Source organism: Sulfitobacter sp. 1A15258, assembly GCF_043557045.1.
Lineage (GTDB): Bacteria > Pseudomonadota > Alphaproteobacteria > Rhodobacterales > Rhodobacteraceae > Sulfitobacter > Sulfitobacter faviae.
Genome location: NZ_JBIFFK010000004.1, coordinates 290,822 through 311,781, shown reverse-complemented (window position 1 = coordinate 311,781; position 20,960 = coordinate 290,822). Strand labels below are relative to the sequence as shown.

The following is a 20,960-nucleotide window of genomic DNA, read 5'->3' as shown; positions in this document are numbered from 1 at the left end:
CGGTACAGGCTGAGGAGCCGATGACCGCAAAGGATGAAGGCGCGTCTCCGGTCCGGTGACCACCCGATCGCGGGGCGCGCTTTCTGCAATTCATCCTTTCTTAAATACCTCTGCGCTGACCTTTCCATCTGCGCAACCTTCGCGTTTGGCCCCTTGCCAAATCAGTGCCGATCTCAGATGAACAAAGGATGAACGGACTTGAATTTTCATTCGCCGGGGCCGGGCTGACTGCGCTTGGTTCTGGCGCGCTTTGGTGGCGCGAAAGGGATTTGCTTTGTGTGAGCGACCTTCACTTGGGCAAGTCGGAACGGATCGCGCGGCGCGGCGGGTCGGCGTTGCCGCCTTATGAGACGCGCCATACGTTGAACCGGTTGGCGGCCGACCTGTCTTTCACGCAGGCGCGGCATGTGATCTGCCTTGGCGATAGTTTCGATGACCTTGGCGCGGCGCGGGCACTGCCAGAGGAAGAGCGGCTTTGGATTCTCGGCCTGCAGGCCGAGCGGCGGTGGGATTGGATCGAAGGCAATCACGACCCGGGCCCGGTTGGGTTGGGCGGTACGCATTTGGGTGAGTTGGCGCTCGGCCCGCTGACCTTTCGGCATATTGCGGCGGAGGGGACCTCCGGCGAGGTGTCGGGGCATTATCATCCCAAGGCATCGATCCGCGCGCGGGGCCGCAGCATCTCGCGTCCGGCGTTTTTGTTTGACAGCAAGCGGCTGATCCTGCCTGCATATGGCACCTATACCGGCGGGCTGCGCAGCCAGTCGCGGGTACTTTGTGATTTGATGGGGCCAGAGGCCTGTGCGGTGCTGACAGGGCCGCAACCTGTGGCGATCCCCATGCCCGGAAAGAAGCGATGATGGACGATCAGATTGAACGCCGGGTGCGGGAGAGTTTTGCCAAGCAGACCATGATGCAGACCTTGGGGGCCGAGATCATCGAAGTGCAGTCGGGTCTGGTCAGGGTTGCCGCGCCGGTCCTGCCGGGCGCGATGCAGCAGCAGGGTTTTGGCCATGCGGGGCTGACCTTTTCCATCGGCGATTCCGCGGCGGGCTATGCGGCCTTAAGCATGTTGCCGCCGGAGGTCGATGTCGTGACCTCGGAGATCAAGATCAACCTTTTGGCCCCCGCCCGGGGAGACCGGCTGGTTGCCACGGGCCGGGTGGTGAAACCGGGCCGGCGGCTTTGTGTGGTCACGGCGGAGGTGCATGCGGAAACGGATGGCGCGGCCAAGCTCATCGCCATCCTGCAGGGCACCATCGTGCCGGTGCTAGGCGCTTAAGCGATCAGCCCTTCGGGTTCTGCCAACCCGTTGGCACGGCAGCAAGCGGTGACCGTATTGGCCAGCAAGCAGGCGATCGTCATCGGCCCGACCCCGCCGGGCACCGGGGTGATGGCCCCGGCGCGCTGGCTGGCGCTGTCGAAGTCCACGTCGCCGACCAGTTTGGTTTTCTCGCCGGTCTCGATCCGGTTGATGCCCACGTCGATCACCGTGGCGCCCTCTTTGATCCAATCGCCGGGCACCATTTCGGGGCGGCCAACGGCGGCGACCACGATATCGGCGCGGCGCACCACCTCGGGCAGATCGCGGGTGCGGCTATGCGCGATGGTCACCGTGCAGCTATCGCCCAAGAGCAGTTGCGCCATCGGTTTGCCGACGATGTTGGAACGGCCAATGACCACCGCGTTCATACCCGTCAGATCGCCGTGATGGTCGCGCAGCATCATCAGGCAGCCCAGCGGGGTGCAGGGCACCATGCTTTTCTGCCCTGTGCCCAGTAGACCGACGTTGGAGATGTGAAAACCGTCCACGTCCTTGGCGGGCGAGACGGCATTGACCACGCGGGTTTCGTCCAGATGATCCGGCAATGGCAGTTGCACGAGGATGCCGTGGATCTCGGGGTCGTTGTTCAACGCGTCGATCAGTTTGAGCAAGTCGTTCTGATCGACGGTCGCGGGCAGCTTGTGTTCGACCGACTTCATGCCGACCTCGCGAGTCATCTTACCCTTGGAGCGGACGTAGACTTGGCTTGCCGGGTCTTCGCCGACCAGCACCACGGCGAGGCCGGGGGTGACACCGTGATCCGTCTTCAGCCGGTCGACATGGCCCGCGACCTTCTCACGCACCGTTGCTGCAAAGGCTTTGCCATCGATGATTGTCGCTGCCATATCCGTCTCACTTTCGCTCGCTGCAGGTTGAACATGCTCTACATCACCGCGACGGCGGGTCATTGCAACCCGCCTTAGAACAATCCCTCCACATCGCCATCGGCGTTGAGCTTGATTGCCTCGGCAGAAGGCACCCGCGGCAGGCCCGGCATGGTCATGATCTCACCGCAGATGACGACAACGAAGCCCGCCCCTGCTGAGAGGCGCACCTCGCGGATGGGGACGCTGAAACCGGTGGGCGCGCCGCGCAGGTCGGGATCGGTTGAGAAACTATACTGGGTCTTGGCCATGCAGACCGGCAGATCGCCATAGCCCTGCGCCTCCCAATCCTTCAACTGGTTGCGCACCTTTTGATCGGCCAGCACTTCGTCGGCACGGTAGACACGTTTGGCGATGGTCTCGATCTTTTCGAACAGCGGCATCTCGTCGGCATAGAGCGGGGCGAAATTCGCGTGATCGCCATCGGCGATCTCTGCCACGCGGGTGGCCAGATCGGCGGAGCCTTCCGAGCCCAGTTCCCAGTGGCGCGAGAGGATCGCCTCGGCCCCTTGGGCCGCGACATAGTCCTTCACAGCCGCCACTTCGGCGTCGGTATCTGTGACGAAATGGTTGATCGCCACGACCACGGGCACGCCAAAGGACTTCACGTTTTCGATGTGGCGGCCAAGGTTGGCGCAGCCCTGTTGCACGGCCTCGACATTCTCGGTCCCTAGATCGGCTTTCGCCACGCCGCCGTTCATCTTCATCGCGCGCACCGTGGCGACGACGACCACCACCGAAGGCGCCAGCCCCGCCTTGCGGCATTTGATGTTCATGAATTTCTCGGCCCCGAGATCGGCGCCAAAGCCTGCCTCTGTCACCACATAATCCGCCAGTTTCAACGCCGTGGTCGTGGCGATGACGGAGTTGCAGCCGTGGGCGATATTGGCGAAAGGTCCGCCGTGCACGAAAGCCGGGTTGTTCTCAAGCGTTTGGACGAGGTTTGGCTGCATCGCGTCTTTCAAAAGCACCGTCATCGCCCCATCCGCCTTGATGTCGCGGGCATAGACCGGGCTGCGGTCGCGGCGGTAGGCGACGATCATCGCGCCAAGGCGCTCTTGCAGATCGGTAAGGTTCTTGGCCAGACAGAGGATCGCCATCACCTCGGAGGCTACGGTGATGTCAAAGCCCGTCTCGCGCGGGAAACCGTTGGGCACACCGCCCAAGGAGGCGGTGATCTGACGCAGGGCGCGGTCGTTCATGTCGACCACCCGGCGCCATGTGACGCGGCGGGTGTCGATCTCCAACTCGTTGCCCCAATAGATGTGATTGTCGATCATCGCCGCCAACAGGTTGTGGGCGCTGGTGATGGCGTGGAAATCGCCGGTGAAATGCAGGTTCATCTCTTCCATCGGCACCACTTGGGCATAGCCGCCGCCCGCGGCCCCGCCCTTCATCCCGAAGTTCGGCCCCAGCGAGGCTTCGCGGATGCAGACCGCCGCCTTTTTGCCGATCCGGTTCAGCCCGTCGCCGAGCCCGACGGTGGTGGTGGTCTTGCCCTCCCCCGCCGGGGTTGGGTTGATCGCGGTGACGAGGATCAGCTTGCCGTTCGCGCGCTCCTGCACGGAATCGATGAAGGATTGGCTTACCTTCGCCTTGTCATGGCCATAGGGCAGCAAGTCGTCGCTTGAGATGCCCAGCTTCGCGCCGATTTCTTGGATAGGGCGTTTCGCCGCTTCGCGGGCGATTTGAATGTCGGTTTTGAAAGCCATGAGAATCCCCTGTTGCCGTTGGTGGCGATCTTTATTCTTTAGCCATAGCGCGACAAGCCCCCGACGGGGGGCCGTGTTTCCGACACTCAAAGTTCGCGAAACGGCGCGTGCTTAGCCCAGATGCGGCCAGACCGGCTGGTTCGGCACAAAGAGCCGCAGTTCGTCCCCGAGGCTCAACGGCCCCTCCCGCTCGACCCATGCGGTCACGCCGCGTTTGCCTTGGGCGGCGGCTTTGAAGGTTTTGCCATGGCCGGGGGCCTCCACCTCGATCTCACGGGCCGGCAGGTTGCAGGGGCCGTTTTCGATGTCCACGACCAAGGTGGTGCCATGCTCGTTTTGTAGCCGCGACCCCGGCGGGGCGAGGGTGAAATCCGGGATCCCTTCAAGGATGATCGAAGCGCCCAGCAGGGTCGGGTCGAGCGTGGGCAGGTCGATGGCGGCGGCGATCTCGGCCATCTCTTCGGCGGAGAGGATGGAGAGTTGGCGGGTGTTGCGTATCTCCGTCCCCTTGGCATGCAGGTTGCGCACGCGCACGCAGGCCGGACGGGTCAGCCCTGCGTGAAAATCCCCTTCGATGCCCGCATAGGTCGCAAAGACCTGTTCCACCGCGACCGAGCGGATGTTTTCGCGGTCCTGAGGGACCATGCCCAGCCAAGTGATCCGGGCGGTATGGTCTGTCTTGCGCAGTTCGGGCATGGGGCGTCCTTTGACGTGGTTTGCTGTGGCATCCTATGCCTATTGCCGGACCAGATGCACCTTGAAACCGCCCCCACTCAATGAGGCTTTGGCAAGGGTGCCCGCTGTATAGACAAGCGCCATCCCGAAAGATTTGAGATAAAAGGGAGAGACATAGCCCGGCCCCATGACGACCCGGTAGGACATATCGCAGACCACCGAAGCCCCCTCCTCTCGGCTGCTTTGCGTCGCGATCTGCACCACGCGGCGCCCATCGTAGAGCGACAGCGGCGCGGGGCAGCTTTTGCCGGTGGCAAGGGCGGCGAAAAGCTCGGGCGGGAAGAGGACGCCGGCAGGCACCGCTCCGGCCTCCGACATTTTCGTCATTTCCGAAGCCGGGGTGATCGCCACCGAGGTGACCTGACCCGCAGCCCGGTCAATCGCGATATCGCGCGTCTCGCTCCCCCGGTTGGACCCGAGATAGCTGACCGCGGTGCCACGCGACTGGGTGACCGCCTTGAAGCTGCCGTTCTTGATGCCGAAAGGCGCGTTGTCGAGCGACAGCAGGAAGGCCGCGTTCCGGCTTTGCCCGTTGAACTGCAAAGTCCCCAGCTGCCGCCCACCTAAAGCGACAGCATAGGTCTGTGGATCGGCCCAGACCGGTCCGGCGTTGAGGGCGAGGAGAAGGGCGAGGGCAGAAAGGATGCGTCGCATAAGACCCGGCTTGTTCCAGAATTCCGTTCCTGTCTAACGCGATGGCGACTGTGAAGCGATAGTGGAATTCCCGCCCCGACCGGAGGGAGTGCCGAAAACGAAAAGACCCCGCCGAAGCGGGGTCTCTCATTGGGTCGAAGGTCGGATCAGACCGAAGGTTCAGGTTCCATCCCGCCATCCTTCGGCGGGGTCTTCTTGCCCTTCGCCTTGGGGATCGCGGTGACGCTCGGCGCGCTGCCGGTGTCGGAGTTGTCGTCGTCGGAGTCCTCTGCCGGCGGCAGGCCGTCCATGACGCGTTTGATCTCATCGCCGGTCAGGGTCTCATACTCCAGCAGACCTTGGGCCAGACGCTCGAACTCCACCTCTTTCTCGGTGATGATCTTCATCGCGCGGTCATAGCCGTCTTGGATGAACTGCTGCACCTCTTTCTCGACCAACTCCTTGGTGTTGGCCGAGACGGAGAAGCCCGCGGTGTTCCCCTGATAGCCCTGCGCGGCCTCCGAGTAGTCGATATTGCCGACCTTATCCGACATGCCCCATTGCAGCACCATCGCACGCGCCAGCGCAGACGCTTGCTGGATGTCGCCCGCCGGACCGTTGGAGACCGAATCCGGCCCGTATTTGTGGATTTCCGCCGCCTTGCCCGCCATGGCCATGGCCAGACGCTGATGGCATTCGTCCTTGAACATGTTTAGCCGGTCGATCTCAGGCAGGCTCATCACCATGCCGAGAGCACCGCCGCGAGGGATGATCGTGGCCTTGTAGACCGGGTCGCATTTGGGCAGCGTCATGCCCACCAGCGCGTGACCGGCCTCGTGATAGGCGGTCATTTCCTTCTGCTCTGCGGTCATCACCATCGAGCGGCGCTCGGGGCCCATCATCACTTTGTCTTTGGCCTGTTCGAAGTCGACCATGGTGACGAAACGCCGGCCGACGCGGGCGGCCATCAGCGCGGCCTCATTCACGAGGTTTGCCAGATCCGCACCCGAGAAGCCCGGCGTACCGCGCGCGATGATGCGCAGGTCGACGTCCGGCCCCAGCGGGGTCTTGCGGGCATGGACCGAAAGGATCTTCTCGCGGCCCTTGATGTCGGGGTTGGGTACGGTGACCTGACGGTCGAAACGGCCCGGACGCAGCAGCGCGGGGTCTAGTACGTCGCGGCGGTTGGTCGCCGCGAGGATGATGACACCCTCGTTGCTCTCAAAACCGTCCATCTCGACCAGAAGCTGGTTCAGTGTCTGCTCACGCTCGTCGTTGCCACCGCCATAGCCTGCGCCACGGTGGCGACCGACGGCGTCGATCTCGTCGATGAAGACGATGCAAGGCGCGTTCTTTTTGGCCTGTTCGAACATGTCGCGCACGCGGCTGGCACCGACACCCACGAACATCTCGACGAAGTCGGAGCCCGAAATGGTGAAGAAGGGCACACCCGCTTCACCCGCAATCGCACGGGCCAGCAGCGTCTTACCGGTGCCCGGAGGGCCCACCAGCAGCGCGCCTTTCGGGATCTTGCCGCCGAGGCGCGAGAATTTCTGCGGGTTGCGCAGGAATTCGACGATCTCTTCCAACTCTTCCTTGGCCTCGTCGATGCCCGCGACATCGTCAAAGGTCACGCGGCCATGCTTTTCGGTCAGCATCTTGGCCTTGGATTTGCCAAAGCCCATGGCCCCGCCCTTACCGCCGCCCTGCATGCGGTTCATGAAGTAAATCCACACGCCGATCAGCAGCGCGATGGGCAAAAGCGACATCAGGAAGGTCTGGAAACCGGATTGTTGCTGGGGGCGCGCTTTGACGGGGATGTCGTTGTCGATCAGAAGCTGGGTCAGCTCGGCATCGCCGGGTTTGATCGTCAGGTAGTCGGCACCATCCGCTTGGCGGAATCGCACCTGCTCACCATCCAATGTCACATTTCGGACATCACCATCCTGTACGGAGGTGACGAATTCGGAATAGCTGACTTCGTTGTTTTGCAGCGACCCGCTGGACCCGCTGAACAGGTTGAACAGCGCCAGCACAAGCAACATCAGGACAACCCAGAAGGCGAGGTTACGAACATTTCCCAAGGGAATTCTCCTAAATTCACATGGCCGCGGGCAAGTCCCGCAACCCAAGGGGCGCCCGTTCGGGCAACCACCATACTAAGATAGACATGATGCGCTCATGTTCAATGCGATAATGGCGCGGTTTTGTTCCATTCCGCGCCGCTTTCGCGCCGGACATGCCATTTCTGGTCCAGCCCGGCAAGGGGCGCGGCAAGCAGCCGCGGGCCCTGCCAGATGGCCGGGGTCGACAGCAAGGCGGCACGGGGTCGCCCAAGGCTGCGCCAATCGGGGCATTGGGCCAGCCCCTCGGGGCCAAGCGCGCGCAATTCGGCCTCAGGGGGCTGCCCTTCGGGGGGGATCGCACGCCAGCGCCCGTCCCAAAGCTGATCCGCAGGCACGCGCAGATCGCGCACCGCGCTATACTCGCGAAAGACCCAGATTTCACCGCGCCGGAGCAGCGCCTGACACCCCGCCAGCGTGGCCGCCTGCCCTTCCGCCAACCCCGCGATCAAAGCGGCGACGGGGCCGCGGCGCGGGGGGTAAGCGCCGCCTTTGATCTGCCCAAGTGCCCGGAGCATCAGGCGGCGGCGGATCTCTTCCGGCGCGGCGAAAAAGGCATCGGCCTGCATCACCTGCGCGCCCGCCTCCATACGCAGAATATCGCCCGCGGCGCGGTCGGTTTGGACGTCCAATGCCGCCCGGGCGGTGGCCATGTTGCGCGCGACCTCGGCCAAAGTCTCTACATCGATGCCAAGCGGCGCGAGGGCATCGAGGCTATGGCGGGTTTTGATCCGGGCATAGCGCGGGTCATCGTTGCTGGGGTCTTCGACCCAGTGCAGCCCCGCCCGCCGCAGATGATCGCGCAGGGCCGCGCGCCGGGCGAAAAGCAGCGGGCGCAGCCATGTGACACCGAACCGTTCGCTGCGCGGTGCCATGGCCGCAAGGCCATCGACCCCCGACCGGCGCGCCAAGCGCATCAGCACCGTCTCGGCCTGATCGTCTGCCGTATGGCCAAGGGCCACGACGGGAAGCCCGCGCCGCGCGGCCCAGTCGGCCATCAAGCGATAGCGCGCCTCACGCGCGGCGTTTTGGAGATTGCCCTGCCCGTCCCAATCGCGCCAGTGCAGGGTTTCATGGGCCAGCCCCAGTCGGGCAGCATGGCGCGCGACCATCGCGGCCTCTTCCGCCGCTTCCGGGCGCAGCCCATGGTCGACGGTCACGGTCTCAAGATGGCTGCCCTTTGCCGTCGCCAACCCATGCAGAAGCGACAGCAGCGCCATGGAATCGCCCCCGCCCGAGACGGCGACGCCAAGGCGGGGCGGCAGCGCGCCGCCCAAGCCAGAAAGCAACCCCTCGGTCAGCGCTGCATCAGCCGTTGCGGCGGGTGCAGTCATCAGCGGTCAGGAACAACCCAGCGTCTGGCGCTGCGCCTCGGCTTGGCTCACCTGCGGGGCGTTCGGGAAGCGCACGGCGACTTCCGAGAGGGTCACGCATGCCTCTTGGGTCTGCTCCAACACGCCAAGGGCGCGGCCTAGTTCAAAGAGCGACCGCGGGGCCACCGGCCCTTCGGGATCGGTACTGAAGGCCGCGAGATAGGCGCGCGCCGCTTCGCGGTTGTCGCCCAGACCGGTCAGGGCTTCGCCCCGGCGCATCTCGGCCTCGGCGGCTAGCGGACCGCCGGGATAGGTCGTATTGAAGGACGCAAAGAGATCGGCGGCGCTGCGAAAGTCACCCGATGCGAGCGCCTCCTGCGCCCGCTCGAAATCGGCCTTCTCGCTGACCGCCAGCTCTGCTTCGTTGATGGGGGTGATGATGCCGCCAGATGTACCTGCGCCACCACTGCCGGGGGTCACTTCGACCACCTCACGGCCCGCTTCGGGGGCGGGGGCCGCCACGGCGGGCGCCTCCCCTCCACCGAGGGTCGACGTCTCACCCAAAGCGCCCAGATCGCCGCCTTCAAGCTCGACCAGACGGTATTCCAGATCGCCGATCCGGTTGGTGCCATCGGCGACGATCCGGTTGATGCGGTTCTCCATCTCCTCTGTCTTGGAGGTGAGGCGCTGCAACTCGCTCTCCATGGTGCTGACCCGCTCCAACACGGAGTTACCGCCGGTCTCGACCGAGGCGCCGCCGGTGGTCGACAGTTCGCGGCGCAGCTTTTGCACCTCGACGTTGAGCACGGTCAACTGCTGGCGAATATCCGCCAGCGTTTGATCGTTGTCCTGCGCCATAAGCGCGGCGGGGGCGGTCATCAGCCCCATCACGGCCACGAAGATATATCGCTTCAGCACATCGGCCTCCTTGGATTGGTCATTGCTTGGGCTGTTGCCGCGATCAGCTGGTCAACGCGCCGCCAGCCAGCACGGTCACCGCGCGGCGGTTCTTGGCATAGCAAGCCTCGGCCGAGCAGATCTCAATCGGGCGTTCCTTGCCGTAGCTGATGGTCTTGAGCCGCGAGGCCGCGATCCCGCGTGAGATCATATATTCGCGCACCGCGTTGGCGCGGCGACCGCCAAGGGCGATGTTGTATTCGCGTGTGCCCTGCTCATCGGCATGGCCTTCGATCACGGCTTGGTAGTCGGAATTGGCCTGAAGCCATGCGACCTGCCCGTCAAGCGTGGCGCGGCCTTCGTCGGTCAGGGTGGATTGGTCGACCAAGAACAGCACCCGGTCGCCGACGGCCTGCTGGAAATAGGCGGTGGAGGTCGGGTCATTCGCGCTGCCCGGCACCACGCCGGCGTTGACCCCGGCCCCTGCATTTGCCCCGCCCATGCCATCGGCACCAAAGCGGTCAGGGTTGGTACAGGCCGACACGGCCAATGCGGAAATCAAAAGCGTGCTGGTCAGGATGCGTTTCATGGGGGTCTGCCTTCTCTGTGGTGGCGTTATCGTTGCTGGTATTAACACAGGCGCGGGATCATTGGAATTGCCCGCACCCGTGGGTGGCATGGGGAAACCTTAGTCTTGCAGCGGTGACCACGAGGGGTCAGAACCGCCTTCGGGCGTGCGCACAGGCTTGAGGTTGCGCCCCGAAATATCGACGGAGTAAAGCGAGGAGGACCCGCCCGCCCCTTGGGTTTCGCGCGCGAACATGATCACCCGCCCATTGGGGGCCCAAGTCGGACCCTCATCAAGGAAGGAGGCGGTCAGCAGACGCTCTTCCGAGCCATCCAGCCGCATGACACCGATGTGGAAGCGGCCCTTGTTCTGCTTGGTGAAGGCCACCAAATCCCCGCGCGGCGACCAGACGGGCGTGCCGTAGCGCCCCTCGCCAAAGGAAATTCGCGTCGCCTCTCCGCCGGTGGCGGGCATGACATAAAGCTGCGGGCTGCCGGAACGGTCACTCTCAAAGACGATCTGGCTGCCATCGGGCGAGAAGCTCGGCGCCGTCTCAATCGCAGGCGTGTTCGTCAGGCGCACCGACTGGCCGCTGTTGATGTCCATCGAATAGATATCCGTGTTGCCGCCTTGGCTCAGCGAATAGACGACCGTCTGACCGCTGGGCGAGAACCGCGGCGCGAAGGCCATGGAGCCTTCGGCGCTTTGCAGCGCGCGGCGTTGGACGGTGCCGATGTCGAGCACATAAATGCGCGGGAAGCCGCTTTCATAGCTGGTGTAGAGCACACGGTCCCCGCTGGGCGAAAAACGCGGCGCCAGCACGATAGAGCCGGATTCGGTGAGGTATTTCAGGTTCGCCCCGTCATAGTCCATCACGGCCAGACGTTTCTGGCGATTGTCCTTCGGCCCGGTCTCAGAGACGAACACCACGCGGCTGTCGAAATAGCCACCCTCGCCGGTGATCCGGCTGTAAACCGCATCGGCCACCTTATGCGCCATGCGCCGCCAGCCATCGACAGTGCCGCTGAATTGCAAACCGCCCTGCCCGCTGGCATCCAGCAGCTCCTCACCCGAGAAAACGTCATAGACGCGGAACTTCACATTCACGCTGTTGCCGGTGACATTGACCGCCCCGGTGATCAGCGCCTGCGCGTTGATCGCCTTCCAATCGGCATATTCAACCGGCGCGTTGAAGTCGCTCACGGTGGAGATATAGGCGCTGGCCGGAATCTCGCGGAAGAGGCCGGTGCCGGTCAGGTCGTCCGAAACGACGCGGGCGATGTCGACGGCCAATTGCCCCGCCTCACCGCTTTCGGGCTGAAAGCTGGGGACGGCAAAGGGCAAGGGTTCGATGGTCGGGTCGTCGATCACGATGCGCAACGGCTCGGCGCGCGCGGTGTCCGGGGCCGCCGCAAAGACGGTCGCGGCCCCCAGTGCCAGAAGTCCCAGAAGTCTCGTCAGCATGTTATCGGCTCCTCATTGGATCGAATGTCATCTCGATGTCTTGCCACTGGCTGTATTTTTCTTGTGGCAGGTCGTAGCCGCGGCTGCCGCAGCGGATGATTGCACGTTTGGCCGCCTCGAAGGCCTGCCTTGCTGCGGCATCGCCACCGCCCGAGGCGCTGAGCATCCGGATCGACCCGATTACCGGCGTGCCGTCCTGATTCATCTGCAGCCCCACGATCACCGTGGTCCGCGCCGCTTCGGTCGACAGCGCGCCGATGTTCCAGCAGGCCGAAACCGCAACGCGCAGGCTCTCGCGCTCGCCCGACGACAGCGGCGGGCCGCTCGGCACCGGGGCCTCGGCCTCCGGCTGGCCGAGGACTTCGTTCAGCGCATCGGCAATGGCGTCTTCGGTCCTGTCCTGCGCAGGTTCCTCGGCGGGCTCCGGCGTCGGTTCGGGGGCGGCTTCCTCCTCGGGTTCCTCCGGGGCCTCGGCCACCTCGACGGGCGGCGGCGGGGACGGACGGCGACCGGGCGGGCGGGCCGAGGCCGCCGGGGCCTGATCGGCCTCGGTCACGATTTCGGTCGTGCTGTCCTCAGGCGTCTGCGCCTCTTGCGGCTCTTCTTCGACGACGACTTCGGGCTCGGCCTCGGGTTCGGGCGCTACGGCGGGCTGTTCGTCGAGGTCGGGGCGCGCTTCGGGCTCGGGCGGGGCCACAGGCTCGGGCGCCACGCGCGGGGCCTCGCGGGGGCGGGCCTCGGGGGCGATCTCGGGCACCAGCACGGCGGTGTCGCCGATGGGTTCGTTGAGTTCGGGCGCGCTGTCGTCCACTTCGGTCTGCGGCGGCAGTTCCAGCTCGGTCACCTCGGGCGGCGTGTCCTCGGGCGGGGTTTCGGTCTGCACCGGCTCGGGCTGTTCGATCTCTGTATCCGGCTCGGCGGTGACCTCGGGCGCCTCCTCGCTCGGCGCGGGCAATGCGGGCTGGGCCACCTCGGTGGTCGAAGCGGGCGGCTGCTGGGCCGCGACGAGCGCGTCATATTCCGCCGCCGAGATCACTGAGACCTCGGTCATCTCAACCGGCTCAGGCTCGGAAGTGAAGATGTTTCCGAACAACAGCCAGCCGATAAGACCCAGATGCCCGGCACCTGATATGTAATGCCCGGTATGCACCGCTCAGCCACCCGACGTGTCGCTGCCGTCCATCGCCGGGCCGCCGATGTCGGTCACCAGACCGATGTTGGAAAATCCGCCCGCGTTGAGCGCGCCCATGACCTCCATGACCTGCGCATAGGGCACCGCGCCATCGGCGCGCAGGAAGACTCGGTCGCTGGCGCGCTCTGCCGCGATGGCGCGCAGCTTGGTCACCAGCTGATCGCGTGGCGTGTCGGTGGTCTGGATCTGCACCGCGCCTTGGGCGGTGACGGTGACGGTCAGCGGCTCTTCCTGCTCCGCCGGCAGGGCCGTGGCGGCGGTCTTGGGCAGCTCCACCGGTACACCGACGGTCAAAAGCGGGGCCGCGACCATGAAGATGATCAGCAGCACCAGCATCACGTCCACGAAGGGCGTAACGTTGATCTCGGCCATCGGCTGGGCGCGGCCACGCCGCCGCCCCTTGCCGCCTTGCTTTTTCATGACACCCGCACCCATGGCTTAGCTGTCCAACTGGCGGCTGAGGATGGTCGCGAATTCGTCCGAGAAGGCCTCGTAGGTGCCGAGGATCCGGTCACTGTCGGCGCTCAGCTTGTTGTAGAAGACCACCGCCGGGATCGCGGCGAGAAGGCCGATGCCGGTCGCCAGAAGCGCCTCGGCGATGCCCGGGGCCACAACGGCGAGGTTGGTGTTCTGCTGGGCCGCGATCTCGATGAAGGAGTTCATGATGCCGAAGACGGTGCCGAACAGCCCGACGAAGGGCGCGGTGGAGCCCACGGTCGCCAGCACCGGCAGCCCCTTTTGCAGGCGCTCGGCCTCCTTGGCGATGGCCACGTCCATCGACCGGTCGATGCGCGCGGTGGCGCCGGGAATGAGCGCCCCGTCCTCGCGGTGCGAACGGCGCCATTCCGACATGCCGGCGGCGAAGATCTTCTCCGACGGGCCGTCGGGATCGGCGCCAATCGTGTCAAAGAGACCGTCCAAAGGCTCACCCGACCAGAAGGCCCGATCGAACTGCGCCGCCTCTGCACGGGCTTTGCGGTATTGGATGGTTTTCTGAATGATGATCGACCAAGACCAGAAAGAGGCCCCGATCAGCATGATCATTACAAGTTTGACCGTGACCGTCGCCTTCGCGAACAGACCCCACAGGGAGAAATCGATCCCCTGTGCCAATGCCAGCGTCTCTGCTTCCATTTAACTATGCTCTTTTACTGCCGCCCCTTCGGGGCATTCTGCCTCTGGGTTCTATCTCTGGGCCCTATTTTCCGGCCTCAATTTGGAGCAAAGCTAACGGACTGCAACCTAGATTGCCAGAATTATGGTATCACCGCGCCGGATCGCCGTCCGACAAGCGGAGTTTCGCTGGCAGCCGCGTGGGTTTTCCGCCCGTTGTCATGCAAACGGCGGTAACTTTGGCGCGAAAGATGACCTTGCCATCGCGCAGCACGTCTTGGTCGAACACCCAACGCACCGGCCCTTCGGCCTGATGGGTCGTCTGCACCTCCAGCCGGTCGCCAAAGCGCGCGGCGCCGAGGTAATCCGCCTCCACCCGCGTCACGACAAAGACCAGCCCCTCGTCGCGCATGGCGCGTTGATCAAGGCCGATCTGTTCGACAATGTCCGACCGCGCCCGTTCGATATAGCGCAGGTAGTTGGCGTAATAGACGACACCCGCCATATCGGTGTCTTCATAGAAGATGCGGACCGGGAAGCTATGGCTCATGACGCCACCTGCACCCGCGCGGCAAGGCGCAGCGCGTGGCTAGCATCATTGGCGGCGGGGGGCATCACCGGGTCATAGGCGGCGCGGATCACATCCGCCACCTCGGGGCGCAGCACCAGCGCGTCATCGGCCATCGCCAGCGGGGATTGCTCCTGAAAGGCATCCTCGGACCACAAAAGGATGACCTGCACCGCTTGGCTCAGCGCCAGCACCTGCGCGGACATGTCTTGCAGGCTCTCGTCCATGCGCAGGAAGACGAAAGCCGCCTTGATCGCGCCGTTCTCGTCGAAACGGAAGAAACGGTACTGGTTCGCCCCCGCGGCCTGCAGCCGCTCGACCTGCGCCGCGAGGTCGGGCACCAGCCCATCCATACCCGGCACGTCCAAAAGCTCCGCCCAATCGGCGAAGAAGAACATCATCAGGTTGCTGCCCAACTCCGGGTCGGTTTCGGCCATGTCGTGACCGGCAAGCGTGGCCACCGCTTCGAGCGCGCCTTTCACCACCGGCAGCGCCTCTTCCTCGATCCCGAAAGCCACGGGGGCGATGGGACGGCCCCAGCGGGCAAAGGCGAACTGCCCGTCGCGGCGGGTGAAAAGGGTCTCGATCTGCTCTGCGGTCATCGTCATCTGGTCTACCTTCGCTCCGAAACGTCAGCCAAAAAGGTCGCTCTGCCCTCTGGGCGCGGCAAGCCCGAGATGGCTCCACGCCTTGGCGGCCAACATCCTGCCGCGCGGGGTACGCTGGATCAGCCCCTGCTGCAACAGGAACGGCTCGATGACCTCCTCCAGCGCATCGCGGCTTTCCGAAAGCGCGGCGGAAAGCGTCTCGATCCCCACCGGGCCGCCCTGGTAATTCTCGGCCATCAGGCGCAGGTAGCGCCGGTCGGCCCCATCGAGGCCGAGGTGATCGACCCCGAGCCGGGTCAGCGCCATATCCGCCAACTCGCGCGTCACGCGGCCATCGCCTTCGACCACGGCGAAATCCACCACCCGGCGCAACAGCCGCCCGGCGATACGCGGCGTGCCGCGGGCGCGTTTGGCGATCTCGCGCGCGCCGCCTTCGTCCGCCGGGGCGCCGAGCTTGCGGGCGTTGCGGTCGACGATGATGTAAAGCTCGTCCTCGGTGTAGAACTGCAGCCGCGTCGGAATGCCGAAACGGTCGCGCAGCGGCGTCGTCAGAAGCCCCATGCGGGTGGTGGCGCCCACCAGCGTGAAGGGCTGCAACTCGATCCGCACGGTGCGCGCGGCGGGGCCTTCGCCGATCACCAGATCAAGCTCGAAATCCTCCATCGCCGGGTAGAGCACCTCTTCGACCGAGGCGTTCAGTCGGTGGATCTCGTCGATGAAAAGCACGTCGCGCGCCTCGAGATTGGTGAGGATCGCGGCAAGGTCACCGGCTTTGGCCAGCACCGGGCCGGAAGTCATGCGAAAGCCCACGCCAAGCTCGCGCGCCATGATCTGCGCCAGTGTCGTCTTGCCCAAGCCCGGCGGCCCGTGGAACAGCGTGTGATCCATCGCCTCGCCGCGCTGGCGGGCCGACTGGATGAAGACCGACAGGTTCGCCCGCGCCTCCGCCTGCCCAACGAATTCGCTGAGCATTTGCGGCCGCAGCGCGCGGTCGGTGTCTTCGGGCAGCGGGTCGGGCCGCACGGTGGGGTCGATGTCGGTCATAGGGCCTCGTTATGCCGTAGGGTGCGTGGTTCTTCCAGCGGAAGGTTCACGCACCTGCCGCCGCGCGCATTCGTGCTCACCCCTTCGGCGCCAGCAGCTTCAGCGCCGCGCGAATGAGCGCTTTGGTATCGGCCTCGGGCGTCTCGCCTGCCGCCTGCGCCACGGCGCCCGCCGCATCGCCCGGCGCATAGCCGAGGTTGCCAAGCGCCGAGAGCGCCTCGGACTGAGCAGAGGCGTTGGGGGCGGCAGGTTTCGGTGCGGGGCGCAGGGCGGCGGCCTCGATCACCGCCTCGTCGGCGGCGGCCTCAGTCTCGCCCATCGCATCAGCCACGGTGCCGGTCATTGCCATGACGCCGGGCGCCTTGTCCTTGAGGTCAAGCACCACGCGCTGCGCGATCTTTGGGCCGATGCCCTTGGCCGCCTTCACTGCATTCCAATCGCCAAGCGCAATCGCGCGGCTCACGCCATCCGGCCCCAACGTGCCGAGGATCGCGAGCGAGGCCTTGGCCCCCACCCCCTGCACCGAGGTCAGCAGCCGGTGCCATTCCTTCTCCACCAGCGTCTGGAAGCCGAAGAGCTGCATCAGGTCCTCGCGCACCACGAGGTCGGTATAAAGCGCCACCGCCTCGCCCACGCCCGGGAGTGCTGCCATGGTCCGGTCGGAGACATAGACGAGGTAACCCACCCCCCGCACGTCGATCAGAACGTGATCCGTGGCGCGGTAGTCGATGCGGCCCGAGAGCTTGCCGATCATGCGCTCGCCCTCGCCACCGCCTGCGCCAGCGTGCTGGCCCCGCCGTGATGCGCGTGGCAGATCGCGATGGCCAGTGCATCGGCGGCATCCGGCCCGGCAATCTCGATCCCCGGCATCTGCATCTTGACCATATGCGCCACCTGTCCCTTATCCGCATGGCCGACGCCGACCACGGTTTTCTTGACCTTGTTGGGGGCATATTCGCCCACCGTCAAACCAAACTGCGCGGGCACCAGCATGGCAATGCCCCGCGCCTGCCCCAGTTTCAGCGTCCCGGCGCCGTCCTTGTTCACGAAGGTCTGCTCAACCGCTGCCGCTTGGGGCCGCCATGCCGTCAGCACGCGCGTAAGCTGCCCATGCAAGGACAAGAGCCGCGCGCCAAGGTCGTCGCCTTCGGAGTGACAGATGCCATTTGCCACATGGGCGATTCGGCTGCCCGAGACGTCGATCACGCCCCAGCCCAGATTGCGCAGCCCCGGATCTATGCCGATCACCCGTATCATCTCTGCCCTCGATAAAATTGTTGCTTTTTTGGTGCACTAGCACGAAACGCGAACATCGCAAAGCCCTGATGCGCAGCGGACAGTTTGCGACAGGCACTCTGTCGCTTTTGATCCACCATGCCGAATTGCGCCTCTCTGTAATTCAAAACCGACATGCGCAAACCTTAATCTTTCCCGTATTGATAGTAGGTTAACCCTGTTTTCGACCCATGCAGAAAACGCAGGGGTCACTGTCGTTTTTGAGGGATTGCGCGGGGCGGATTTCGGGCATACTTGCCGAAAATCCAGACCTGGACGGGGCGCTTCCCGTCCCCCCCCGTGCAGACGCAACCTGAGATCAAACAAAGGACGGCCCCATGGCAGCTTTCGACACCACCCGCACCGCTTACGGCTCCAACTCGGCCGTCACACGCATCCTCGGCTTTTTCGACGCGTTCTTCGCGGCTGTCGAAGCTTGGCAGGACAGCCGCGCGACCCGCAAGGCGCTGTCGGACCTGACCGATCTTGAGTTGCAGGACATCGGCCTGATCCGGGCCGATATCGACCTTGTCGCGCAGAACCACTTCGTGCGCTGACCCCGCGCCCTGCCGGATAAGACCACATCAAATAGAAAAGCCGTAGCGGAGAGCATCCGCTACGGCTTTTTCTTTTCAGAATGGGCGGCGCAACTTCACCGCATGATCGGGCCGGTCAGCTCGGCCAATGTCTGGGTCACCGGGTCGATGGCCATCATCTTGGCGCCGATCTGCTCAAGGTTCGACCCATTGGCGAGGCGTGAGAGACGTTCGTTGTAGGTCACCGGGCCGATCGCGGCGAGGGTGAAGGCCTTGAATCCAAAAAACACCAGAACGATAAGGAAAAGCCCCATCATCGGGAAACCCCGGCGGGCGCGTTTCGGCAAAACGGAGATCAGCCCGTCGCGCCCGACGCGGGTGACATATCCTCGTTCCAGCTTCCGATGCTTGCGCCCCAGAAGCTCGATCCGTTTCGCGAATTGTGCGTGTCCTTCAGCCATCACAGCCTCCGTAGCAATCCGGCCCCCACCGTTTGCTGCCAATTTGAATAAAGTCCAAATGTGGCAACAAAGCGGCAAAAGGATCGAATGCAACGAAAATGAGGCGTGAATTATACTTTCGTTTGAAGCGTTAGTGTCGTCCAGTCACCAATGCTCTCGCGGCGGGTCAGATTGATGCCGGATCGTGCATAAACCTCGATCACCTCTTCCGCCTGTTCGTTCAGCAGGCCGGAGAGAATCGCATAGCCGCCGGGTTGGAGCGCCGCCGCCATGTCGGGGGCCAGCGCCACCAGCGGTCCTTTGAGGATATTGGCAAAGACCAGATCGAAAGGCGCGGCTTCGGCCAGCGCGGGGTGGTCGAAGCCCGCGGCCTCGACACAGGTGACGCGCCCGGTGAGGCCGTTGGCATCGACATTAGCCTGCGCCACCTCGACCGCAACCTCGTCGATGTCACTGGCCAGCACGGTTTCCGGCCAGATGCGCGCGGCGGCCATCGCCAGCACCGCGGTACCGCAGCCGATGTCGGCGACGTTGCGGCCGTGGAACCCCTCGTTCGCCAGCCGGTCGAGCGCCTTGAGGCAGCCCAAGGTGGTGCCGTGATGCCCGGTGCCGAAGGCCATGGCGGCCTCGATCAGCAGCGGCTCGCAGTCTTCGGGCACCTTGTCCGCGTCATGGCTGCCGTAGACGAAGAAGCGGCCCGCCTCCACCGGCGCCAATTCGCGCCGGACATGGGCGACCCAGTCGGTCTCGGGCAGTTCGGAGACGGTGAATTCCTTGGCGCCCATGGCCTTGGCCAGCACGGCAAGTGCTGCGGTATCGGGCGCTTCTTCGAAGTAGCCGCCGACTTCCCACAGGCCCGAGCCGTCCTCGACCTCGAAAACGCCCACGCCGGTGGGCTCTGGAGTCAGCCGCTCCATCGCCTCGCCCAGAGCATAGGCGGGGTCGCGGCCTTCGAGGGTGGTGAGGGCGGTGAAAGTGGGCATGGCGCGGTCCTTTGCTGCGGTGCGGTTGCGTTTCGCCTAGGGCCGCGCGCGCGCCGGGTCAAGCCGTGCCGGGTTTCGCGCCCTATTCGGCGGCCTGAGGCACGACAGGTTGAAAGATCGTCTCATGCCCCGGCGCGGGGTGGCGCGGGATCAGCAGCGACAGCATCAGCGACACAGCCGCCATCCCAGCCGCAAGGAAGAACACCGCCGCCGGCGAGGCCAGCCACAGGAGCCCCAAGAGCACCGGCAGGAAGACCGCGGCGATATGGTTGATGGTGAAAGCCACCGCCGCCGTGGGTGCGATATCCGCAGGGTCCGCGATCTTCTGGAAGTAGGTCTTCAACGCCAGTGCGAGGGCAAAGAACATATGGTCGATGACATAGAGCGCCGCCGCGATCACCACGCCCCAGCCGAGGTAATAGACCCCGCCATAGGCCAGAAAGACCAAGATCAGTCCGATGTATTCCACCGCCAAGGTCCGGCGTTCGCCGAAATGGCCCACCGCGCGGCCCATCAGCGGGGCAAAGAGCATATTGGCGACAAGGTTGATGAGGTACAGCATGGTGATCTCATGCACCTCAAAGCCGAAGCGCTCGACCATCATGAAGCCCGCGAAGACCACGAAGATCTGCCGCCGCGCGCCGGACATGAATTGCAGCGCGTAATAAAGCCAGTAGCGGCGGCGCAGCACCATTTTCTTGTTCTGCACCGTGGGCGCCTCGAACTGCGGATAGGCCAGCATGGCGGTGATCGCGATAGCGACGGTGACACCGCCGCCGATCATATAGACGATGCTGTAGCTGAGGCTCAGCGTCTCCCACAGCGCCATGATCGCGAGATAGGCCACCAACGTGGCCAGCGAGCCCGCGGCCATGAGCCAGCCGATCATGCGCGGGGCGTCCTCAATCTTCAGCCATTGCAGTTGCAGCGACTGGTTCACCGTCTCGTAGTAGTGAAAGCCGATGGAGCTGAGCATGGTGATCGTCAGGATACCGCCCATGGAGGGGAAATAGGCCGTGACCGCCGTGGCCGCGCCCAGAAGCGCGAGCGAGACCAGCCCCAGCACCTGCTCGCGCATGAAGAGCAGGATGGCGATGACACCGATGGCGAAGAAGCCCGGGATCTCGCGCACCGTATGCAGCAGTCCGATGTCGGACCCGTCGAAATCGGCGACCTCGATAACGAAGTTGTTGAGCAGCGCCGACCATGTGTTGAAAGCAATCGGCATGGCCAGCGCCATGAGAAACAGCAGGGCCACGGGACGGCGCCAGAACGGCAGGCGCTTGGCCTCTTCGAGGGTGATGAAACGGGTCATGGGATTTCATTACGCCCAAGGCCCGGGGATGGCGAGAGAAAAGGCGCAGAGCCGGGCAGCGCCGGACCGGGGGCTAGCGCAGACGACCTTTTCAATTGGGCACTTTATGGCGGCAACTCATATGAAACTTGCGCAAGCCGCCACTCCGATTGCAAAAGCGCCAGACCATGGGCCGGTCTGGCGCTGCCCGGCGGCCTTCGGCCTTGATTCCG

Annotated in this window: 23 protein-coding genes; 3 read left to right on the top strand and 20 right to left on the bottom strand. The window is 64.5% G+C overall.

The genetic code is table 11. The features are described 5' to 3' along the window. The first annotated feature begins 188 nt into the window (after positions 1-188). A complete protein-coding gene (pdeM, locus tag ACGYK9_RS11125) occupies positions 189-860 on the top strand; it encodes a ligase-associated DNA damage response endonuclease PdeM (protein WP_394410205.1) in 672 nt (223 codons plus the stop codon). Further along, complete coding sequence (locus ACGYK9_RS11120; RefSeq protein ID WP_394410208.1) at positions 860-1,282, top strand: PaaI family thioesterase; 423 nt, start codon at positions 860-862, stop codon at positions 1,280-1,282. The genes pdeM and ACGYK9_RS11120 overlap by 1 nt, the downstream gene beginning before the upstream one ends. Here the strand turns inward: ACGYK9_RS11120 and folD are convergent. From folD to ruvC, 17 genes are all read right to left on the bottom strand, one after another. Then, positions 1,279-2,169, bottom strand: a complete 891-nt coding sequence (folD, locus tag ACGYK9_RS11115) for a bifunctional methylenetetrahydrofolate dehydrogenase/methenyltetrahydrofolate cyclohydrolase FolD (protein WP_394410790.1) — start codon at positions 2,167-2,169, stop codon at positions 1,279-1,281. The genes ACGYK9_RS11120 and folD overlap by 4 nt on opposite strands. Positions 2,170-2,243: 74 nt before the next feature. Further along, a complete protein-coding gene (locus ACGYK9_RS11110; protein WP_394410210.1) occupies positions 2,244-3,920 on the bottom strand; it encodes a formate--tetrahydrofolate ligase in 1,677 nt (558 codons plus the stop codon). 111 nt (positions 3,921-4,031) lie between these two features. Beyond that, a complete protein-coding gene (locus ACGYK9_RS11105) occupies positions 4,032-4,616 on the bottom strand; it encodes an MOSC domain-containing protein (protein ID WP_394410213.1) in 585 nt (194 codons plus the stop codon). Between the two features lie 39 nt (positions 4,617-4,655). Further along, entirely contained in the window at positions 4,656-5,309 is a 654-nt protein-coding gene (locus ACGYK9_RS11100) for a hypothetical protein (protein WP_394410216.1), read from the bottom strand. Between the two features lie 146 nt (positions 5,310-5,455). Next, on the bottom strand, positions 5,456-7,372 hold the full coding sequence (gene ftsH, locus ACGYK9_RS11095; protein WP_067262909.1) for an ATP-dependent zinc metalloprotease FtsH: 1,917 nt from the start codon (positions 7,370-7,372) through the stop codon (positions 5,456-5,458). Positions 7,373-7,473: 101 nt separating this feature from the next. Next, positions 7,474-8,745: a tRNA lysidine(34) synthetase TilS gene (gene tilS / locus ACGYK9_RS11090; RefSeq protein WP_394410219.1), complete on the bottom strand. Its 1,272-nt coding sequence runs from the start codon at positions 8,743-8,745 to the stop codon at positions 7,474-7,476. A gap of 6 nt (positions 8,746-8,751) precedes the next feature. Further along, on the bottom strand, positions 8,752-9,612 hold the full coding sequence (ybgF, locus tag ACGYK9_RS11085; RefSeq protein ID WP_394410793.1) for a tol-pal system protein YbgF: 861 nt from the start codon (positions 9,610-9,612) through the stop codon (positions 8,752-8,754). Between the two features lie 73 nt (positions 9,613-9,685). Then, the gene (gene pal, locus ACGYK9_RS11080; protein WP_067262930.1) at positions 9,686-10,210 is read right to left on the bottom strand and encodes a peptidoglycan-associated lipoprotein Pal; all 525 of its coding nucleotides are present in this window, start codon (positions 10,208-10,210) and stop codon (positions 9,686-9,688) included. Positions 10,211-10,309: 99 nt separating this feature from the next. Next, entirely contained in the window at positions 10,310-11,653 is a 1,344-nt protein-coding gene (gene tolB / locus ACGYK9_RS11075; protein WP_394410222.1) for a Tol-Pal system beta propeller repeat protein TolB, read from the bottom strand. A gap of 1 nt (position 11,654) precedes the next feature. Then, positions 11,655-12,704: an energy transducer TonB gene (locus tag ACGYK9_RS11070; RefSeq protein WP_394422512.1), complete on the bottom strand. Its 1,050-nt coding sequence runs from the start codon at positions 12,702-12,704 to the stop codon at positions 11,655-11,657. Between the two features lie 102 nt (positions 12,705-12,806). Further along, the gene (gene tolR / locus ACGYK9_RS11065) at positions 12,807-13,280 is read right to left on the bottom strand and encodes a protein TolR (RefSeq protein ID WP_209218187.1); all 474 of its coding nucleotides are present in this window, start codon (positions 13,278-13,280) and stop codon (positions 12,807-12,809) included. Positions 13,281-13,283: 3 nt separating this feature from the next. Next, the gene (gene tolQ, locus ACGYK9_RS11060; protein ID WP_271688060.1) at positions 13,284-13,979 is read right to left on the bottom strand and encodes a protein TolQ; all 696 of its coding nucleotides are present in this window, start codon (positions 13,977-13,979) and stop codon (positions 13,284-13,286) included. A gap of 130 nt (positions 13,980-14,109) precedes the next feature. Further along, entirely contained in the window at positions 14,110-14,508 is a 399-nt protein-coding gene (locus ACGYK9_RS11055) for a YbgC/FadM family acyl-CoA thioesterase (protein WP_209218189.1), read from the bottom strand. Further along, positions 14,505-15,128, bottom strand: coding sequence for a hypothetical protein (locus tag ACGYK9_RS11050; protein ID WP_271693792.1), 624 nt, complete (start codon positions 15,126-15,128; stop codon positions 14,505-14,507). The genes ACGYK9_RS11055 and ACGYK9_RS11050 overlap by 4 nt, the downstream gene beginning before the upstream one ends. Before the next feature lie 30 nt (positions 15,129-15,158). Continuing rightward, on the bottom strand, positions 15,159-16,178 hold the full coding sequence (ruvB, locus tag ACGYK9_RS11045; RefSeq protein ID WP_271693148.1) for a Holliday junction branch migration DNA helicase RuvB: 1,020 nt from the start codon (positions 16,176-16,178) through the stop codon (positions 15,159-15,161). Between the two features lie 76 nt (positions 16,179-16,254). Beyond that, entirely contained in the window at positions 16,255-16,932 is a 678-nt protein-coding gene (gene ruvA / locus ACGYK9_RS11040; RefSeq protein WP_394410228.1) for a Holliday junction branch migration protein RuvA, read from the bottom strand. Further along, positions 16,929-17,435, bottom strand: a complete 507-nt coding sequence (gene ruvC / locus ACGYK9_RS11035) for a crossover junction endodeoxyribonuclease RuvC (protein WP_067263543.1) — start codon at positions 17,433-17,435, stop codon at positions 16,929-16,931. The genes ruvA and ruvC overlap by 4 nt, the downstream gene beginning before the upstream one ends. Before the next feature lie 356 nt (positions 17,436-17,791). Between ruvC and ACGYK9_RS11030 the strand changes: the two genes are divergently transcribed. Continuing rightward, the gene (locus ACGYK9_RS11030) at positions 17,792-18,010 is read left to right on the top strand and encodes a DUF1127 domain-containing protein (protein WP_394410231.1); all 219 of its coding nucleotides are present in this window, start codon (positions 17,792-17,794) and stop codon (positions 18,008-18,010) included. Between the two features lie 95 nt (positions 18,011-18,105). On the opposite strand, the gene ACGYK9_RS11025 is transcribed toward ACGYK9_RS11030, so the two are convergent. From ACGYK9_RS11025 to ACGYK9_RS11015, 3 genes are all read right to left on the bottom strand, one after another. After that, entirely contained in the window at positions 18,106-18,450 is a 345-nt protein-coding gene (locus ACGYK9_RS11025; RefSeq protein ID WP_394410234.1) for a hypothetical protein, read from the bottom strand. A gap of 110 nt (positions 18,451-18,560) precedes the next feature. After that, positions 18,561-19,433: a 50S ribosomal protein L11 methyltransferase gene (locus ACGYK9_RS11020; protein WP_394410237.1), complete on the bottom strand. Its 873-nt coding sequence runs from the start codon at positions 19,431-19,433 to the stop codon at positions 18,561-18,563. A gap of 82 nt (positions 19,434-19,515) precedes the next feature. After that, positions 19,516-20,748, bottom strand: coding sequence for an MFS transporter (locus ACGYK9_RS11015; protein WP_394410240.1), 1,233 nt, complete (start codon positions 20,746-20,748; stop codon positions 19,516-19,518). Between the last annotated feature and the right edge of the window lie 212 nt (positions 20,749-20,960).

Bases quoted from the DNA above. Each gene is read 5' to 3' on its own strand.
- pdeM (WP_394410205.1), top strand. From the start codon at position 189: ATGAACGGACTTGAATTTTCATTCGCCGGGGCCGGGCTGACTGCGCTT.
- ACGYK9_RS11120 (WP_394410208.1), top strand. From the start codon at position 860: ATGGACGATCAGATTGAACGCCGGGTGCGGGAGAGTTTTGCCAAGCAG.
- folD (WP_394410790.1), bottom strand. From the start codon at position 2,169: ATGGCAGCGACAATCATCGATGGCAAAGCCTTTGCAGCAACGGTGCGT.
- ACGYK9_RS11110 (WP_394410210.1), bottom strand. From the start codon at position 3,920: ATGGCTTTCAAAACCGACATTCAAATCGCCCGCGAAGCGGCGAAACGC.
- ACGYK9_RS11105 (WP_394410213.1), bottom strand. From the start codon at position 4,616: ATGCCCGAACTGCGCAAGACAGACCATACCGCCCGGATCACTTGGCTG.
- ACGYK9_RS11100 (WP_394410216.1), bottom strand. From the start codon at position 5,309: ATGCGACGCATCCTTTCTGCCCTCGCCCTTCTCCTCGCCCTCAACGCC.
- tilS (WP_394410219.1), bottom strand. From the start codon at position 8,745: ATGACTGCACCCGCCGCAACGGCTGATGCAGCGCTGACCGAGGGGTTG.
- ybgF (WP_394410793.1), bottom strand. From the start codon at position 9,612: ATGGGGCTGATGACCGCCCCCGCCGCGCTTATGGCGCAGGACAACGAT.
- pal (WP_067262930.1), bottom strand. From the start codon at position 10,210: ATGAAACGCATCCTGACCAGCACGCTTTTGATTTCCGCATTGGCCGTG.
- tolB (WP_394410222.1), bottom strand. From the start codon at position 11,653: ATGCTGACGAGACTTCTGGGACTTCTGGCACTGGGGGCCGCGACCGTC.
- ACGYK9_RS11070 (WP_394422512.1), bottom strand. From the start codon at position 12,704: ATGACCGAGGTCTCAGTGATCTCGGCGGCGGAATATGACGCGCTCGTC.
- tolR (WP_209218187.1), bottom strand. From the start codon at position 13,280: ATGGGTGCGGGTGTCATGAAAAAGCAAGGCGGCAAGGGGCGGCGGCGT.
- tolQ (WP_271688060.1), bottom strand. From the start codon at position 13,979: ATGGAAGCAGAGACGCTGGCATTGGCACAGGGGATCGATTTCTCCCTG.
- ACGYK9_RS11055 (WP_209218189.1), bottom strand. From the start codon at position 14,508: ATGAGCCATAGCTTCCCGGTCCGCATCTTCTATGAAGACACCGATATG.
- ACGYK9_RS11050 (WP_271693792.1), bottom strand. From the start codon at position 15,128: ATGACCGCAGAGCAGATCGAGACCCTTTTCACCCGCCGCGACGGGCAG.
- ruvB (WP_271693148.1), bottom strand. From the start codon at position 16,178: ATGACCGACATCGACCCCACCGTGCGGCCCGACCCGCTGCCCGAAGAC.
- ruvA (WP_394410228.1), bottom strand. From the start codon at position 16,932: ATGATCGGCAAGCTCTCGGGCCGCATCGACTACCGCGCCACGGATCAC.
- ruvC (WP_067263543.1), bottom strand. From the start codon at position 17,435: ATGATACGGGTGATCGGCATAGATCCGGGGCTGCGCAATCTGGGCTGG.
- ACGYK9_RS11030 (WP_394410231.1), top strand. From the start codon at position 17,792: ATGGCAGCTTTCGACACCACCCGCACCGCTTACGGCTCCAACTCGGCC.
- ACGYK9_RS11025 (WP_394410234.1), bottom strand. From the start codon at position 18,450: ATGGCTGAAGGACACGCACAATTCGCGAAACGGATCGAGCTTCTGGGG.
- ACGYK9_RS11020 (WP_394410237.1), bottom strand. From the start codon at position 19,433: ATGCCCACTTTCACCGCCCTCACCACCCTCGAAGGCCGCGACCCCGCC.
- ACGYK9_RS11015 (WP_394410240.1), bottom strand. From the start codon at position 20,748: ATGACCCGTTTCATCACCCTCGAAGAGGCCAAGCGCCTGCCGTTCTGG.